Origin of the sequence: Bordetella genomosp. 6 (assembly GCF_002119705.1) — a bacterium.
Taxonomy (GTDB): domain Bacteria; phylum Pseudomonadota; class Gammaproteobacteria; order Burkholderiales; family Burkholderiaceae_B; genus Bordetella; species Bordetella bronchiseptica_F.
Genome location: NZ_CP021107.1, coordinates 4,404,935 through 4,421,188, shown reverse-complemented (window position 1 = coordinate 4,421,188; position 16,254 = coordinate 4,404,935). Strand labels below are relative to the sequence as shown.

The following is a 16,254-nucleotide window of genomic DNA, read 5'->3' as shown; positions in this document are numbered from 1 at the left end:
GCGAGCATGAATGTGCTGCAAGGATTGCGCCGCGCCGCCTGCGCGTTGCTGGCCGCCGGCCTGTTGTCCGTCCCGGCCGCGCAGGCCGCCGGCTATCCCGACCGGCCCGTGCGCCTGCTGGTGGGCTTCGCGCCGGGCGGGCCGACCGACCTGGCCGCCCGGCTGGTGGCCAAGCACCTGGGCGCCGACCTGGGCCAGGCGTTCATCGTCGAGAACCGCGCCGGCGCGGGCGGCAACATCGCCACCAAGGACGCGGCCGCGGCCACGCCCGACGGTTATACGGGCCTGGTCGCCGGCATCAACATCACGATCAATCCCTGGATGACCGCCGACATGCACGTCGACAGCCGCAAGGACCTGGCGCCGGTGCGCATCGTGGCGATCGCGCCCACCATCCTGGTGGTGCGCAACGATTTCCCGGCGCGCGACTTCCAGGAGTTCCTGCGGGAAGTGCGCAAGCATCCCGATGCCTACAACTCCGCGGCGCCCGGCTCGTCGCCGATGCTGGCGACCGAGCTGTTCTCGCAGCAGACGGGCACCCGCATCACGCCCGTGCCGTACAAGGGGGCGTCGCCGGCCATGATCGACCTGATCGCCGGCCACGTGGACCTGTCCTTCGCGACGCTGGGTTCGGTGCTGCCGCACATCAAGAGCGGCAAGGTGCGGGCGCTGGCCCTGGCGGCGCCCGAGCGCGACGCGCAACTGCCGGACGTGCCCACCTTCGCCGAGCTGGGCATGAAGGATTTCCGTTTCGATGCCTGGGCGGGCGTATTGATGCCGGCCGGCACGCCGCCGGCGGTGATCGACACCCTGGCGCGTTCGCTGGACAAGCTGGCCGCTTCCCCGGCGTTCGAGGCGCAGGTGCTCGAACTCGGGATGAAGCCCGTCGTGCGGGATTCGCCGTCGGCGTTCGCCCGCACCATCGATACCGAGCTGGGTCTGTACAAGACGCTGGCCCAATCCGTGCGCGGCAAGATCGCGCAATGACCTTCGCCGCGGCGGGCATGCGCGCCGCGGCGGCCTACAAGAAAGATGGAGTTCTCTTGATCACTTCCGCACATGGAAAAGACTACCCCCTGGGGCTGCGCCAGGCCGAGGGGCGTAACGCGGCGTTGCGCCGCCTGCTGGCCGCGCCCGAGCTGCTGGTGGCCCCGGGCGCCTACGACTGCGTGGGCGCGCGGCTGGTCGAGCAGGCCGGCTTTGCGGCGATCTACCTGACCGGGTCGGGCATGTCCATGTCCGCCCTCGGCGCGCCCGACGTGGGCCTGATGTCGTTCTCCGAGATCCTCGACCGCGCCGCGCGCGTGGCCGACATGGTGTCGGTGCCGGTCATCGTCGATGCCGACACGGGCTACGGGGGGCCGCTGAACCTTATCCGCACGGTGCGGGCCTTCGAGCGGGCCGGCCTGTCGGGCATCCAGATCGAAGACCAGGCCTGGCCGAAGAAATGCGGCCACGAGGGCGGGCGCAACCTGGTTTCCAGCGCCGAGATGGAAGGGCGCATCAAGGCGGCGGTCGATGCCCGGATCGATCCCGACCTGGTGATCATCGCGCGCACCGACGCGCGCAGCGACCACGGTCTGGATGCCGCGCTGGAGCGCGCGGCGCGCTACGCCGAGGCGGGCGCCGACGTGATCTTCGTCGAAAGCCCCGAGAACGAACAGGAGCTGGCCGCCATCGCCGCGGCGGTAAAGGCGCCCGTGCTGGCCAATATGGTCGAAGGCGGGCGCACCCCCATCCTGCCGGCCAGCCGCCTCGCGCAACTGGGCTTTGCCATGGCGATCTATCCGAACGCCCTGACCCGCTGCTTCGCGCACGCCGGGCTGGAAATGCTGCGCGGGCTGGCCGCCGACGGCAGCACGGCGGGCTCGGCCGCGCGCATGCTTTCGCACCGGCAGCTGTGGTCGCTGTTCGAGTACGAAAAGTGGATCGCCACCGAGCAGCGCCTGGGCGGCGCCTGAGCCGGCGCCGGCCGGCGCGCCTCGCGCAGCACCCTAGATATCAACATACATAGCAGGGCAGACCCCAAGGGAGAAATCATGAAAAAGCAACTCATCGGCGCCGTCGTCGCGACGGCCATGTTCGCCGCGCCGCTGGCCGCCACGGCGGCCACCTGGATGGCCTATACCTTCGGCCCGTCCGAGAACCTGGCCAACGTGCAGGGCATGAAGCGCGTCATGGAGGACATCGAGAAAAACACCGGCGGGGAGGTGAAGTTCCGCCTGCGGCTGGCCGGCTCGCTGCCGATCCAGGCCACCGACATCACCCAGGCCGTGGGCAACGGCACCGTCCGTTTCGCCGACGACGGCTTCTACCTGGGCAATGTGCGCATCGCCGGCATCCTGCGCCTGCCCATGCTGCTGCGCTCGCAGGAGGACTTCGACAAGGCCTACGCCATCATGAAGCCTTATGTCGAGCGCGACTTCGGCAAGCAGGGCGTGGTGGTGCTGGGGCATTTCAGCTTTCCGCACCAGGTCATCTTCTCGGCCCGCAAGCTGGAGGGGCTGGACGACATCAAGGGGCAGAAGCTGCGTGTCTCCTCGCCGGAGCAGGCGGCCTTCGTGCAGCGCGCCGGCGGCATTCCGGTGACGCTGGGCGGGGCCGAAGTGCCGTCCGCGCTGTCGGCCGGCACGATCGACGGCGCGCTGACGGCCAGCGCCGGCGGCGGCAAGATCTGGGGCGACATGCTCAAGTACAACCTGCGCCTGCCGGTCAATTATTTCGACGGGTTCTACATCGTCAACAAGAAGGCGTTCGAGGCGCTCAGCCCCGAGATGCAGGCGAAGATGCGCGAGTCCGTGACGCGCCAGGCGCCCGGCACGACGGCGCAGATCGCCAAGGAAGAGGGCGAGGTGACCGACGCCCTGCGGCAAAAGGGCATGGTGATCGTGCCGTCCACGCCCGCCATGGAGCAGGCCGCGACCGACCTGGTGAGCGGATACTGGGAAGACTGGGCGCGCCAGCAGGGCCCCGAGGCCGTGCAGGCCCTGGCGGAAGTCCGCAAGGCCCTGGGCCGCTGAAGCGTCGGGAGGCATCGCATGAACAAGCCTCAACCGCTGGCCCCGCCAGGCGGCCTGCCGCTGGTGTCCGGCCTGATGCGCGTCCAGCGCCTGTTGTCCGAACTGATCGTGCTGGCCATGACGCTGCTGATCGCCGCCGAAGTCATTTGCCGCGCCCTGTTCGGTTTTTCGCTCATGATCGTCGAGGAGGTGGGCGGCTACCTGCTGGTCGCCCTGGTCTTCCTGGGCATGGGGGTAGCCCTGCACGACGGCGTGCTGTTTCGCGCCGAATTCGTGATCAACGCACTGGGCGAGCGCGCGCGACTGATCCTGCAGTGCGTGTTCGACGCGATCTGCCTGGCCGGCATGGCGATGCTGTCCTGGCAGCTTGGCGTTCAGGTCTGCGAATCCTATGCGCGCGGCGTGCGCGCCGCCACCACGCTGGCCACGCCGCTCTACCTGCCGCAGCTTTTCATGGTGGCCGGCGCGCTGTCGACGGCGCTGGTGCTGCTGTCGCAGCTGCTCGAGGGCCTGGCCCGTCTCAGGAGCCCGCATCATGAGTGAAATGACCCAGTTCGTGGTGGTGATCGGGGTGTTCCTGGTCCTGTTGCTGGCCGGCATGTGGATCCCGTTCGCGATCTTTCTTTCCGCCAGCCTCTATATCGTGCTGTACGCCGGCTGGGACGGCCTGAGCGGTTTCGGGCTGAGCTCGTGGGGCAGCATGAACAGCTTTACGCTTACCGCCATTCCGCTGTTCATCCTGATGGCCGAGATCATGCTCGAAAGCGGGCTGAGCCAGCGGGTGTACCGCGGGCTGGCCCGCATCGTGCGCAGGCTGCCCGGCGGGTTGCTGCAGACCAACATCGCCGGGTGCGCGGCGTTCTCGGCCATCAGCGGCTCGTCCGTCGCCACGGCGGCGGCCATTGGTTCGGTGGCGCTGCCGCAGCTCGAGGCGCGCGGCTATTGCCTCAAGCTGTCGACCGGCACGCTGGCCGCGGGCGGTACGCTGGGCATCCTGATCCCGCCCAGCATCGCCATGATCATCTACGGCACCTTCACCGAGACCTCGATCGCCAAGCTGTTCATGGCGGGCGTCGTGCCGGGGCTGGCGCTGGTGGGCCTGTTCATGTGCTACGTGGCGGTGCGCTGCCTCGTCAATCCGCGTCTGGCGCCGCCGCCCGAGCAGGATACGCCGCCGCCGCTGCGCCAGACGCTGGCCGACCTGCTGCCGTTCGGCGCGCTGATCGTCGGCGTGATGGGCAGCCTGTACGCCGGCCTGGCCACGCCCACCGAGGCGGCGGGCGTGGGCGCATGCCTGGCGGCGCTGATCGCGCGCATCTGGGGCGATTGCTCGGTCGCCATGCTGCGCCGGTCGCTGGCCAAGACGGTCAAGGCCTGCGGCGCCATTCTGTTCATCGTGTACGCCGCTTTCCTGTTCTCGTACGCCATCGCCATGACCGGCCTGACCGACAGCCTCACCGACCTGCTCGATGCCTGGCAACTGAGCCGCCTGGAGCTGCTGCTGGCCGTCGTGCTGCTGTACACCGTGCTGGGCTTCCTGATGGACAGCATCGGCATGATGGTGATCACCGTGCCCATCCTGCACCCCATCCTGGCCAGCTACGGCGTCGACCCGATATGGTTCGGCGTGCTGCTGGTGGTGCTGATCGAACTGGGTCAGATCACGCCGCCGGTCGGCATGAACCTGTTCGTCGTCAAGAGCGTGTCGCCGTCGGCCCGGCTCAAGGACGTCGTCATGGGTTCGTTGCCGTTCTGCCTGCTGATGTATGTCCTGATCGCCTGGCTGATCTACTCCCCCCAATTGGCCCTGTGGTTCCCGGGCCGGATGACCGGATAAGCGCATGTTCAATCCTCCTTCCCTTATCGTCCCCGAGGTGTTCTGCAGCGTGCCCGAGCGGTATCGCAAGCGCGACCAGAGCGCCGAATGGCTGCGCGTGCAAAAGCGCGGCGCCACCGCGCACAGCTTCCTGGAGGGGCCGGCCTTCGACCGGGCCGGCAACCTGTACGTCACCGACATCCCGTACGGACGCGTGTTCCGGATCAGCCCGGCGGGGGACTTCGAGCTGGTGGCCGAATACGACGGCGAGCCCAACGGCCTGAAGGTGCATCGCGACGGCCGCATCTTCATCGCCGACCACAAGCACGGCATCATGCTGCTGGACCCGGCCAGCGGCGCCGTGGCGCCGTACCTGGACCGTCCCCGCCTGGAGCGCTTCAAGGGGGTCAACGACCTGTACTTCGCGCCCAACGGCGACCTGTACTTCACCGACCAGGGGCAGTCCGGGCTGCAGGATCCCAGCGGCCGCGTCTATCGCTACAGCGCGCAGGGCCAGCTGAGCTGCCTGATGGACAACATTCCCAGCCCCAACGGCATCGTGCTCGCGCCCGACGGGGGCAGCCTGCTGATCGCCGTGACCCGCGCCAATTCCGTCTGGCGCGCGCCCCTGCTGGCCGATGGCAGCGTTTCCAAGGTGGCGGCGTTTCTCAACCTGTCGGGCGGCTTCGGTCCCGACGGCCTGGCGCTGGACCAGGCCGGCGGCCTGGCCGTCTGCCATCCGGGCCTGGGCTCGGTGTGGCTGTTCGACGCCGATGGCGAACCGCTGGCGCGCGTGCGCTCGCAGACCGGCAAGGTCATCACCAACTGCGCCTATGGCGGGCCGCAGCGCCAGTGGCTGTACATGACCGAGGCCGATTCCGGCCTGGTGCTGCGCGCCCGCATGCCGGCGCCAGGCATCGACCTGCTGGAGGACCAGCCATGAAACCGTCCACGCCCGCGCGGCTCGTCGACCTGGCCAAGGTCATACGCAGCAAGAATGCCGGCCCGCTGCAAACCACGCTGGACCTGATGTTCGCCACGGCCGAGCACTACCGCGTGGCGCGCGACAGCGAGGCGCTGAGCGCCGCCAGCGTGGCGCGCCTGTATGGCATCGAGCCCGATTGGGTGCGCGTCATTCCGTACGAGGCCGCGCACGCCATCAAGATCGTGCTGGACCGTCCGCTGCCGGCCGGCCAGCCGGGCGACCGCGACGTATACGGCGCCCAGCAACATTACCCTCTCCTGGATCTCACACTATGAAGACGGCTGTGCAATCACTGCTGGCGGCCGGCCTGGCGCCGGGCCAGCCCCTGCGCGCGCTGGCGGCCTCCGGCCAGCTGGGCTACGGCATTCCCACGCCCGCCTTTCATGCCGGCATGGCGCGCGACCCGCATTTCGTCGGGTGCGACATGGGCTCCATCGATGTCGGGCCGTACTACCTGGGGTCGGGCAGGCTGGCCACTTCCGAAGCCATTACGCGGCGCGACCTGACGCTGGTGCTGCGCGGCGCCCGCGCCCGGAACGTCCCGCTGCTCATCGGCACCGCCGGCACCTCGGGCGCGGCGCCGCACCTGGCCCAGACGCTGGACATGCTGCGCGACATCGCGCGCGCCGAGCGGCTGGATTTCAAGATGGCGGTCATCGGCGCCGACATGCCGCGCGAACTGGTGGCGCGGCAGCTGCGGGCCGGGCGCGTGCATCCGCTGGGCCGCATCCCGCCGCTGGACGAGGCGGCGGTGCACGATGCCGCCCACATCGTCGGGCAGATGGGCAACGAGGCCTTCATCCGCGCGCTGGCCTGCGAGCCGGACGTGATCGTCGCCGGACGGGCCTGCGATACCGCGGTGTTCGCCTCCATACCGGTCATGCTGGGCTATGACACCGCGCTGGCCGTGCACATGGCCAAGATCATCGAATGCACCTCGATCTGCTGCGATCCGGGCGGCCGCGACGCCATCCTGGGCACGCTGGAGCGCGACAGCTTCACGCTGGAGAGCATGAACCCGGAGCGCGCCGCCACGCCGGTCTCGGTGGCGGCCCACAGCCTGTACGAGCAGGCCGATCCGATGACGGTGCAGGAGCCCGACGGGACGCTGGACGTTAGCCAGGCGCGCTTCGAGGCCGTGGACGCGCGCCGCACCCGCGTCAGCGGCGCCGCCTGGCGCGAGGCGGACCAGAAAACCGTCAAGATCGAGGGCGCGCAATGGGTGGCCGAGCGCGCCGTGGTGTGCGCGGGATCCTGCGATCCGCGCGTGATCGCCAACCTGGCCGCCATCGAGGCCGGCGTGCGCAAGAACGTGGCCGCCGTCCTGGAAGGCAGCGTGGCGGACTACGAACTGGTCTTCCGCGTCTATGGCGCGGGGGCCACCCAGGTCTACCCGGGCGCGCGCATCGCCGCCGGCGCCGAGGTGTTCTTCCTGCTGGAGTGCCTGGCGCCCACCGCCGACGCGGCGCTGGCCGCCGCCACGGTGGCCAAGCAGTACCTGCTGCACCACGGCTTTCCGGGCCGGCTTTCGACCGGCGGCAATATCGCGTTCCCGTTCACGCCGCCCGAGTTGCGCGCCGGTACGGCGTATCGCTACAGCGTCTATCACGTCATGGAGTGCGACGACCTGCCGGGGCTGTTCCCGGTCGAGGTCGAGCAGGTGCGCGGCAGCGCCCGGGTGGCGGGCGGCTAGCGCCCACCTGCCCGCGGCGCCGCCGGGCGGCCGCTAGCCGCCCAGCGCCTGCGACAGCTTGCGGGCCAGCGCGACCACGCGCGGGCCCAGCGCCGCCACGGCGGCTTCGTCCAGGCGCGTGGCCGGGCCGAACAGGCCGATCGAGCCGGCCACCCGGCCGCCATTGAAGAACGGCGCGGCCACCGCCGCCGCGCCGACGATGAGTTCGTCGCGGCTGGTCGCGTAGCCGACCTGGCGCGTCTGCTCCAGCTCGCGCCGGAATTGCGCCGGATCGAGCGGCAGCCCGCGCGTGTATTGCTCCAGGTGCTCCAGCGCGTCTTCCTTGAAAGCCAGGATGGCGCGCCCGGTGGCGCCCATGGCGATGCGTTCGGTGTAGCCCACGCCGCGCTTGAAATTCAGGGGTTGCGGGCTGGGCAGCTCGGCCAGGCATAGCCGCATTTCGCCCTGTTCGACGAAGATGGCGACCGTTTCCTGGGTTTCGTTCCACAGTTCGCGCAGCAGCGGCTCGGCCAGCGCGGCCAGGTCCTGGGTTTCGGTCCAGATGTGCGACAGGCGCGCGACCGCCGGCCCCAGCCGGAAGCGCTGCGGGTCGCCGCTGGCGGTGATGAAGCCCTTGGCCTCCAGCGTGTACAGCAGCCGGTAGAGCGTGGGGCGGCTCAGGCCCACTCGCTGCAGCAGCTGGCTGGCGGTGAGCTCCGCATCCTGGCGCGAGAACGCCAGCAGGATGTCCAGCGCCCGGTTCACCGCGCGCACGCTGTCGCCGCCTTTTTCCGGCTTTTCTTCGAGTTCGGCGCTGTCGCTGTCTTTCACTTCCAAAGTCCTCTCCATGTCGTAGGCCGCGCAGCCCTGCCCAAGTCTACCGCGTGGCGCGCCGGCGGCCGGGCGCGCCGGTCCCGGTTGTTGCGTTCGATCAAGTTGTCCGTATAATGAGAATGCAGTACGTAGTACGGACAACGAAACGGGAGACAGGACGATGAGGAAATCAATCTTGAGTGGGGCGGCCGCGCTGCTGGCACTGGCCTGTGCGCTGGGCGCGCCGGGCGCGCGCGCCGCGTATCCGGAGCGGCCGGTCAGCGTGGTGGTGGGGTTCGCGCCCGGCGGCACCAACGACATCCTGGCGCGGCTGATCTCGGCCAAGCTGCAGGCCCGGCTGAAACAGCCTTTCGTGGTGGAGAACCGCGCCGGCGCCAACTCGATCATCGCGGCCGAATACGTGGCGCGCGCCCAGCCCGACGGCTACACGATCTTCGTGGCCTCCAGCGGCGCGCTGACGATCAACCCGGCGATCTACACCAAGCTGGGCTACGACCCCCGGCAGGCGTTCAAGCCGGTGGCCATGCTGGGCGTGTTTCCGCTGGTGGTGGTGACCAATGCCGAGTCCAAGGCCGAGCGCCTGGCCGACCTGAAGACCCTGGCGGCGCAGCGTTCCGACCACACGCTCAACCATGGGGTGGGTTCGTCGACGTTCCAGCTGGCGGCCGAGTACTACGCGCGCCAGACCGATCTGTCGCTGATGCACATCAGCTACCGCGGCACCGGGCCGCTGCTGTCGGCGCTGCTGGCCAACGAGGTCGACGTGGGTTTCGCCGACGTGGCGGCGGTGGTGTCGCAGATCGGCGCGGGCAAGCTCAAGCCGCTGGCGGTGACCACGGCCGAGCGTTCGAGCGTGCTGCCCGACGTGCCCACCATCGCCGAGGCCGGCGTGCCCGGCTACGACGTGCCGGTCTGGACCGGCCTGGTCGTGCCCCGGGACACGCCGGACGAAGTGGTGCAGGCGCTGCAGGGCGCGCTGAAGGAAATCCTGGCCGATCCCGACACCATCGCGCAATACCGCCCGCTGGGCATGGAGCCCGGCAACGTCGACGGCGCCGCGCTGCAGCAGCGCATCGGCGACGACATCGCGCGCTGGACCAAGGTGGCGCGGGAAGCGGACATCAAGGCGAATTGAGATCGTAGCGGAGCAGATGCCATGGACACGGTGCCCATCACTCTTTTGTTTTCCGATGGCGCGGCGCGCCGTATCGACGCCCCGCGCGGCGCCAGCATCGTGCAGGCGGCCGGCGACGCCGGCCTGGGACTGCTGACCGACTGCAGCAACGGGCAGTGCGGCACCTGCGCGGCCACGCTGGTGTCGGGCGCCATCGAGCTGGGCGATTACGACCGCGCGGTGCTGCCCGATGGCGACCGGGCCGATGGCGCCATCCTGGCGTGTGTATCGCGCATCACCGGACCCTGCGTGGTCGAGCTGCCCTACGAGGTCGACGAGGCGCAGGCGCAGCCCTTGCCGCCCATGGCGGGCACGGTGGTCGCGCTGGAGCAGATCGCGCAGGAGACCATGCTGCTGGAGGTGGAGGTGGCCGAGGCGGTCAGCTTCCAGCCCGGCCAGTACGTGCGCATCCGGCCCGAGGGGCTGGACGCGTGGCGCTCGTATTCGATGGCCTGCGGCTCGGGCGAGCGGCGGCTGCGCTTCTATGTCCGGCTGGTCGAGGGCGGGGTGTTCTCGACCTGGCTGACCCAGGCGGCCAGGCTGGGCGCGTCTGTGGCGCTGAGCGAGCCGCACGGCAGTTTCTTCCTGCGCAGCGAAGCGCGTCCGCGGCTGTTCATCGCCGGCGGCACCGGGCTGGCGCCGTTCCTGTCGATGCTGCAGGCCATCGCCGCGGACCCCGCGCAGCAGGAGATTCCCACCACCTTGCTGGTGGGCGCGCGCTCGGGCGCCCACCTGTTCGCGCTGGACCAGCTGGCCGCCTTGCGCGAGCGCTGGCCGGCGCTGCAGGTGCGCCTGGCCGCCGAGTCCGAGCCGCGCGGCGAATGCCATACCGGGTACGCCACCGACTTGCTGGCCGGGCTGGGGCTGGACCCCGCCACGCGCGTGTACCTGTGCGGGCCGCCCGCCATGGTGGAGGCCGGCCGCGGCGCCGCCGAGGCCGTCGGGCTGGCGCGCCGCGACATGCTTTGCGAACGCTTCAACTAATCGATTTCACCAGGATGCCGAACATGCAACCCACGCACTACGACCGCATGGTCGATCTCAAACAGGGCACGATCAGCCGCGAAATCTTCTCCAGCAAGGAGATCTTCGAGGAAGAGCTGGAAAAGATATTTACCCGCGCCTGGCTGTTTGTCGGGCATGAAAGCCAGATTCCCAATCCGGGCGATTTCTACACCTCGCGCATGGGCGCCGAATCGGTGATCCTGACGCGCGACAAGAAGGGCAAGGTGCACGTGTTCCTCAACTCGTGCCGCCACCGCGGCATGAAGGTGTGCCAGTACGACCATGGCAATACGCAGCTGTTCACCTGCCCCTATCACAGCTGGAGCTACACCACCGAGGGCAAGCTGTTCGGCGTGCCGCAGTACAAGGCCATCTACGACGGCAACCTGTGCAAGGAAGACTGGTCGCTGATCGAAGTGCCCAAGCTGGAAACCTACAAGGGCACCGTATGGGCCAGCTGGGACAAGGACGCGCCCGATTTCCTGACCTACCTGGGCGACGCCAAGACGCACCTGGACCTGGCGCTGGACCACCGCGACGGCCGCGAAGGCGGTTCGGAGGTGCTGGTGGGCGTGCACAAGTGGATCATCCCGTGCAACTGGAAGTTCGCCGCCGAGAACTTCCTGGGCGATACCTATCACAACGTCAGCCACCGGTCGGTGGACCTGATCGGCATCGGCCCGAGCGCCGAGGTGGGCGTCAAGGGGCGGCGCGACAACGAGCTGGAATACGCGCGCCACCTGTGGGTCAACTTCCCCGCCGGCCATGGCGTGCACAGCGCCATCGTGCCCGAGAACGCGCCGTTCGTGGACACGTTCCAGAACAACCCCATCATCGCCGAGTATTTCCGCCACTGCCATGAAGAGCGCAAGCGCCGGCTGGGCGAGGAGCGCAGCCGCCTGGTGCCGTTCGTGGGAACGATCTATCCCAACGTGTCGTTCCATGGCAAGCAGCCGCGCAACCTGTGCATCTGGCATCCGCACGGCCCGGAGGCGACCGAAGCGTGGCGCTTCTTCCTGGTCGACGCCGACGCGCCGCAGGAAGTGAAGGACTTCCTGCGCACTTACTACATGCGCTATTCGGGGCCGGCCGGCATGACCGAGCAGGACGACATGGAGAACTGGAACTACGCCACCGCGGGCAGCCGCGGCGTGATCGCCAAGCGCTATCCGTACAACTATCAGCAATCGCTGGGCGCGGTGACCAACGAGGGACCGGTGCCCGGCAACGTGAGCCTGCAGGTCAGCGAGGAGAACCCGCGCCAGTACTACCGGCGCTGGCGCGACTACATGAACGGCGCCGACTGGGACACGCTGCTGGGCAGGAACGACAACGGTCCGGCGAGTTTCGCGCAATGAGCGCGCAGGGCAACGGCCCGGTCACCATCGTGACCGGCGGAACCTTCGGGCTGGGACAGGCCATCACGCTGTCCCTGGCGCGGCGCGGCCACCGGGTGCTGGCCTTCGGCCTGGAGTCGGCCCAGGTGTCCAGCACCGCGGCCGGCTTCGACGGCCTGCGCGCGGCGCTGGCCGCGGCGGGCCTGCAGGAGCGGGTGGCCGTCATGGCGGCGGACGTCGCCGACGAAGCCGATACCGGCCGCGTCGTGGACGAGGCCCTGCGGCGCTACGGCCGCGTGGACGGGCTGGTGAACAACGCCGCCATCGGGCCGCTGGGCACGGTGCTGAGCACCGAGCCCGCCATGGTGGACCGCATCTTGGCCGTCAACGTCAAGGGCATCTACCTGATGAGCCGGGCGGTCATCCCGCACATGCGCGCGCAGGGGGGCGGCGCCATCGTCAACATCGGTTCGGGCGCCGGCCACGGCAAGCCGGACATGGCGATCTACGCGGCCAGCAAGGGCGCCGTGCTGGCGCTGTCCAGCGCCATGGCGTACGACCACTTCCACGACCGCATCCGCGTCAACGTGGCCATCCCCGGCGGGGGCGGCATCGTCTCCGGCATGAGCGTGGGCCGGGTGGGCGGCGACGAGGCGCTGTTCAGGCGGCGCCAGGCGGCGGGCACCGCGGCGGGCCGTCCGGCCAGCGGCGAGGACCTGGCCAATGCGGTGGCCTTCCTGCTTTCCGGCGAGGCCGAGGCCATATCCGGCACGGTGATCGACGTCGGATGTTTTGCCAACCAGGGCGGGCCGGTGCCGGCGCGCCCGAGCACGAATCGAGGACACAGCCATGACTGAAACCCTGGCCGCCGGGGACAGCCCGGCAATCGCGCCGCTGGCGCGCGATGCGCGCTACTACGAGATCAAGCGCGAGATCGAAGAGCATATGTACGACGAATGCGAGCTGCTGGACACGCGCCAGTTCTCGCGCTGGCTGGATACCCTGGCCGAGGACCTGGTCTATTTCATGCCGATGAACTTCAACGTGAAGTTCGGCCGGCACGCGCAGGACGAGCATACGCGCGAGGAAAAGGACATGAGCTGGTTCAACGAAGGGAAGTGGACGCTGACCAAGCGCGCCGAGCAGATCATGACCGGCGTGCACTGGGCCGAGGAGCCGCTGTCGCGCCTGTGCCGGGTGGTCAGCAACGTGCAGCTGACCGCCATCGCCGAGGGCGCCGGCGGCGCGCTGGAGGTGGACGCGCGCAGCCGCTTCGTCATGTACCAGAACCGTTGCGAGTACGAAGAGTATTACTTCACCGGCCGGCGCTACGACCGCCTGCGTCGCGTCGGCGACGGCTGGCAACTGGTGCGGCGCGAAATCCACCTGCCGCAGAACGTGCTGCTGGCCAAGAACCTGACGATGTTTTTCTAGGAGGACGCTGTGCTCAATCTCATGCAGTTGCAGCCCGGCCAGTTGCTGGCGCTGCGCGACGGCCGCAAGGGCGAGGTAGTGGAAAACATGGGCGACGGCATCTGGGTGCAGGTGCGCTGGCTCGACCAGGAGGGCCGGCCGCTGGACGGCGGCGAGGACGAATTGGTGCACTGCGAGGAGGTGGCGGGCCTGGCCTGAGGCGGCGGCGCGATTTCCGGATATATATGGGAATTTTATGAATGGATAAAAAAGCCTCGTTTGTCCTGCCCATGGGCGCTCAATACACTGGTTTCACTACGAACTGATTGATACAGGTCAAACCATGGGCAGTACAGAAAAACATCCTGTCATCGTCGTCGGCGCGGGCCCGGTGGGGCTTACCGTGGCGATGGACATGGCGTCGCGCGGGGTATCCGTGCTGGTGCTGGAGCGGCGCCACCGCGGCGAGGCGCCGAGCGTGAAGTGCAACCACGTCTCGGCCCGCTCGATGGAGGTGTTTCGCCGCCTGGGCGTGGCGCAGGCCGTGCGCGCCGCGGGCCTGCCCGACGACTACCCGCATGACGTGGCCTACCGCACCAGCGCCACCGGCATCGAGCTGACCCGCATTCCCATTCCGGGACGCGCCGGACGCCAGCGCAAGGATCCCGGGCCGGATACCAACTGGCCCACCATGGAGCCGCCGCACCGCATCAACCAGATCTACCTGGAACCGATTCTGTTCGAACACGCGGCCGGGATGGAGCGCATCGCCATCCGCAACCGCGTCGAAGTGACGGAGATCGAGCAGGACGACGAAGGCGTGACCGTGCACGCCCGCGACCTCGACAGCGGCGAGGCGCTGCGCTACCGCGCCGACTACCTGGTCGGCTGCGACGGCGGGCGTTCGGCCATCCGCACGGCCATCGGCGCCAAGCTGGTCGGCGACGCGGTGATCCAGCGGGTGCAGTCCAGCTACATCCGCGCGCCGCGCCTGCGCCAGCTTTTCAAGCACGAGCCGGCCTGGGCGACCTTCACGCTCAACCCGGCGCGCTGCGGCAACATGTACGCCATCGACGGCAAGGAGCTGTGGCTGGTGCACAACTACCTGCGCGACGAAGAGCCGGATTTCGAGTCGGTCGACCGCGACCTCTGTATCCGGCGCATCCTGGGCGTGGACGAGGACTTCGAGTACGAGCTGATCAGCAAGGAAGACTGGTATGGCCGCCGCCTGGTGGCCGACCGCTTCCGCGACCGCCGCGTCTTCATCTGCGGCGACGCCGCGCACCTGTGGGTGCCCTACGCCGGCTACGGCATGAACGCCGGCATCGCGGACGCGGCCAACCTGGCCTGGCTGCTGGCCGCCACCGTCAACGGCTGGGCCGACGCGCGCATCCTCGACGCCTATGTGAGCGAGCGCCACCCCATTACCTCGCAGGTGTCGTACTTCGTGATGGACCACGCGCACGCCATGGCGACCGAACGGCGCATCGTGCCCGAGAACATCGAGGCGCAGGACGAGGCCGGCGCCGCGGTGCGCGCGCAGGTGGGCGAACGCGCCTATGCCCTGAACGTGCAGCAATACTGCTGCGCCGGGCTGAATTTCGGCTATTTCTACGACCAGTCGCCGCTGATCGCCTATGACGGCGAATCCCAGCCGGCCTACACCATGGGCGACTTCACGCCGTCCACGGTGCCCGGCTGCCGCACGCCGCATTTCCAGCTGGCCGACGGCGCGTCGCTGTACGACGCCATGGGCGACGGCTATACCGTGCTGCGCCTGAAGGCCGGCGTGGACGTGCAGCCGCTGGTCGAGGCGGCGGCGCGGCGCGGCATGCCCTTGCGCGTGCTGGACCTGGACGGCGAGGACGCGCCGCCCGCGTACCGCCACGCGCTGGTGATTTCGCGCCCCGACCAGCACGTCGCCTGGCGCGGCGACGCGCTGCCCGCCGATCCCCTGGCGCTGGTGGACCAGCTGCGCGGCGCGGCCTGAGCGGCGCCCCGCACGCACAACCATAACGGAGACAGCAAGCATGAAACTTCTTTCCCACTTCCTCAAGGCGGCCGCCATCCTGGCCGTATCCGGCGCGGCCTGCGCCGCCGACGGACCGATGACGCTGGTGGTGCCGTACGCCCCGGGCGGCGCGACCGACATCCTGGCGCGCACCGTGGCGCAGCACATGGGCGACGAGCTGAAACGCTCCATCGTGGTGGAGAACCGCCCCGGCGGCGGCACCATCATCGGCGCGCAGATGGTCTCGCGCGCCGCGCCCGACAGCGGCATGCTGCTGATGGCAACCAGCACCACGCTGGCCATCAACCGCACGATGTACAAGTCGCTGCCGTACGACCCGGAGGCGTTCGCGCCGGTCGGCCTGGTGGCCGAAGTGCCGCTGGTCGTGGTGGTGAATCCCTCGGTCAAGGCCGACAGCCTGGCCGAACTGGTGGCGCTGGCCAAGGCCAACCCCGGCACGCTGACCTTCGGCTCGGCCGGCAACGGCAGCCCGCAGCACCTGTCGGCGGAAATGTTCCGCGCCGCCACCGGCGTCTCCATGACGCACGTGCCCTACAAGGGCACCTCGGCGGCGCTGAACGACCTGCTGGGCGGCCAGATTTCGATGATGTTCGCCGACCTGGCTCCGGTGCTGGCCCATATCCGCTCGGGCAAGCTGCGCGCGCTGGCCGTGACCTCGGCCCAGCGCCAGGCCAACCTGCCCGATACGCCCACCGTGCGCGAAAGCCAGGTGCCGGGCACGGCTGACTACGAGGCCGTGGCCTGGCAAAGCCTGGTGGCGCCGCCGGGCACGCCGGCCGAGACCGTGCAGGCCTACAGCGCCGCGCTGGTGAAGGTGCTGGGCGAGGCCGACGTCAAGGCGCGCTTCGAGGCCAACGGCGTGTCGGTGCGCACCAGCACGCCGCAGGAACTGGCGGACTACATCCGCACCGAAGGCGACCGCTGGGCCAAGGTGGTCAAGGCCTCCGGCGCGTCGGCCGACTGAGC

17 protein-coding genes are annotated in these 16,254 nt (G+C 69.2%); 16 read left to right on the top strand and 1 reads right to left on the bottom strand.

Features of this window, described 5'->3' with window-relative positions; genetic code table 11:
- Positions 1–6 precede the first annotated feature (6 nt).
- From CAL11_RS20765 to CAL11_RS20730, 8 genes are all read left to right on the top strand, one after another.
- Positions 7–987 (top strand): Bug family tripartite tricarboxylate transporter substrate binding protein, encoded by a 981-nt coding sequence (locus tag CAL11_RS20765; RefSeq protein ID WP_086094102.1) that lies wholly within the window; start codon positions 7–9, stop codon positions 985–987.
- Positions 988–1,043: 56 nt separating this feature from the next.
- The gene (locus CAL11_RS20760; protein ID WP_244172858.1) at positions 1,044–1,961 is read left to right on the top strand and encodes an isocitrate lyase/PEP mutase family protein; all 918 of its coding nucleotides are present in this window, start codon (positions 1,044–1,046) and stop codon (positions 1,959–1,961) included.
- Positions 1,962–2,039: 78 nt separating this feature from the next.
- A complete protein-coding gene (locus tag CAL11_RS20755) occupies positions 2,040–3,020 on the top strand; it encodes a TRAP transporter substrate-binding protein (protein WP_086094100.1) in 981 nt (326 codons plus the stop codon).
- 18 nt (positions 3,021–3,038) lie between these two features.
- Complete coding sequence (locus tag CAL11_RS20750; protein WP_033466883.1) at positions 3,039–3,563, top strand: TRAP transporter small permease; 525 nt, start codon at positions 3,039–3,041, stop codon at positions 3,561–3,563.
- Complete coding sequence (locus CAL11_RS20745) at positions 3,556–4,857, top strand: TRAP transporter large permease (RefSeq protein ID WP_244172857.1); 1,302 nt, start codon at positions 3,556–3,558, stop codon at positions 4,855–4,857. The genes CAL11_RS20750 and CAL11_RS20745 overlap by 8 nt, the downstream gene beginning before the upstream one ends.
- 4 nt (positions 4,858–4,861) lie before the next feature.
- The gene (locus tag CAL11_RS20740; RefSeq protein WP_086094098.1) at positions 4,862–5,779 is read left to right on the top strand and encodes an SMP-30/gluconolactonase/LRE family protein; all 918 of its coding nucleotides are present in this window, start codon (positions 4,862–4,864) and stop codon (positions 5,777–5,779) included.
- Positions 5,776–6,096, top strand: coding sequence for a DUF4387 domain-containing protein (locus tag CAL11_RS20735; RefSeq protein ID WP_086094097.1), 321 nt, complete (start codon positions 5,776–5,778; stop codon positions 6,094–6,096). Before CAL11_RS20740 ends, CAL11_RS20735 begins: the two co-directional genes overlap by 4 nt.
- Positions 6,093–7,514, top strand: a complete 1,422-nt coding sequence (locus tag CAL11_RS20730; protein ID WP_086094096.1) for an acyclic terpene utilization AtuA family protein — start codon at positions 6,093–6,095, stop codon at positions 7,512–7,514. The genes CAL11_RS20735 and CAL11_RS20730 overlap by 4 nt, the downstream gene beginning before the upstream one ends.
- A 33-nt stretch (positions 7,515–7,547) precedes the next feature.
- On the opposite strand, the gene CAL11_RS20725 is transcribed toward CAL11_RS20730, so the two are convergent.
- Positions 7,548–8,324, bottom strand: coding sequence for an IclR family transcriptional regulator (locus CAL11_RS20725; protein WP_033447002.1), 777 nt, complete (start codon positions 8,322–8,324; stop codon positions 7,548–7,550).
- A gap of 163 nt (positions 8,325–8,487) precedes the next feature.
- On the opposite strand from CAL11_RS20725, the gene CAL11_RS20720 reads away from it, so the two are divergent.
- From CAL11_RS20720 to CAL11_RS20685, 8 genes are all read left to right on the top strand, one after another.
- Positions 8,488–9,462 (top strand): Bug family tripartite tricarboxylate transporter substrate binding protein, encoded by a 975-nt coding sequence (locus tag CAL11_RS20720; RefSeq protein ID WP_086094095.1) that lies wholly within the window; start codon positions 8,488–8,490, stop codon positions 9,460–9,462.
- Between the two features lie 21 nt (positions 9,463–9,483).
- Positions 9,484–10,485, top strand: coding sequence for a 2Fe-2S iron-sulfur cluster-binding protein (locus tag CAL11_RS20715; RefSeq protein ID WP_033453112.1), 1,002 nt, complete (start codon positions 9,484–9,486; stop codon positions 10,483–10,485).
- 23 nt (positions 10,486–10,508) lie between these two features.
- Positions 10,509–11,864 carry an aromatic ring-hydroxylating oxygenase subunit alpha gene (locus tag CAL11_RS20710; RefSeq protein WP_230590471.1) on the top strand — a complete coding sequence of 452 codons (1,356 nt, stop codon included), beginning with the start codon at positions 10,509–10,511 and terminating at the stop codon, positions 11,862–11,864.
- The gene (locus tag CAL11_RS20705; RefSeq protein WP_086094094.1) at positions 11,861–12,700 is read left to right on the top strand and encodes an SDR family NAD(P)-dependent oxidoreductase; all 840 of its coding nucleotides are present in this window, start codon (positions 11,861–11,863) and stop codon (positions 12,698–12,700) included. The genes CAL11_RS20710 and CAL11_RS20705 overlap by 4 nt, the downstream gene beginning before the upstream one ends.
- Positions 12,693–13,277, top strand: a complete 585-nt coding sequence (locus CAL11_RS20700; RefSeq protein WP_050483030.1) for a 3-phenylpropionate/cinnamic acid dioxygenase subunit beta — start codon at positions 12,693–12,695, stop codon at positions 13,275–13,277. Before CAL11_RS20705 ends, CAL11_RS20700 begins: the two co-directional genes overlap by 8 nt.
- A gap of 9 nt (positions 13,278–13,286) precedes the next feature.
- Positions 13,287–13,475, top strand: coding sequence for a hypothetical protein (locus tag CAL11_RS20695; RefSeq protein WP_003808139.1), 189 nt, complete (start codon positions 13,287–13,289; stop codon positions 13,473–13,475).
- A gap of 124 nt (positions 13,476–13,599) precedes the next feature.
- Positions 13,600–15,246, top strand: coding sequence for an FAD-dependent oxidoreductase (locus tag CAL11_RS20690; protein WP_086094093.1), 1,647 nt, complete (start codon positions 13,600–13,602; stop codon positions 15,244–15,246).
- Positions 15,247–15,286: 40 nt separating this feature from the next.
- Positions 15,287–16,252: a Bug family tripartite tricarboxylate transporter substrate binding protein gene (locus CAL11_RS20685; RefSeq protein ID WP_086094092.1), complete on the top strand. Its 966-nt coding sequence runs from the start codon at positions 15,287–15,289 to the stop codon at positions 16,250–16,252.
- The last annotated feature ends 2 nt before the right edge of the window (positions 16,253–16,254 follow it).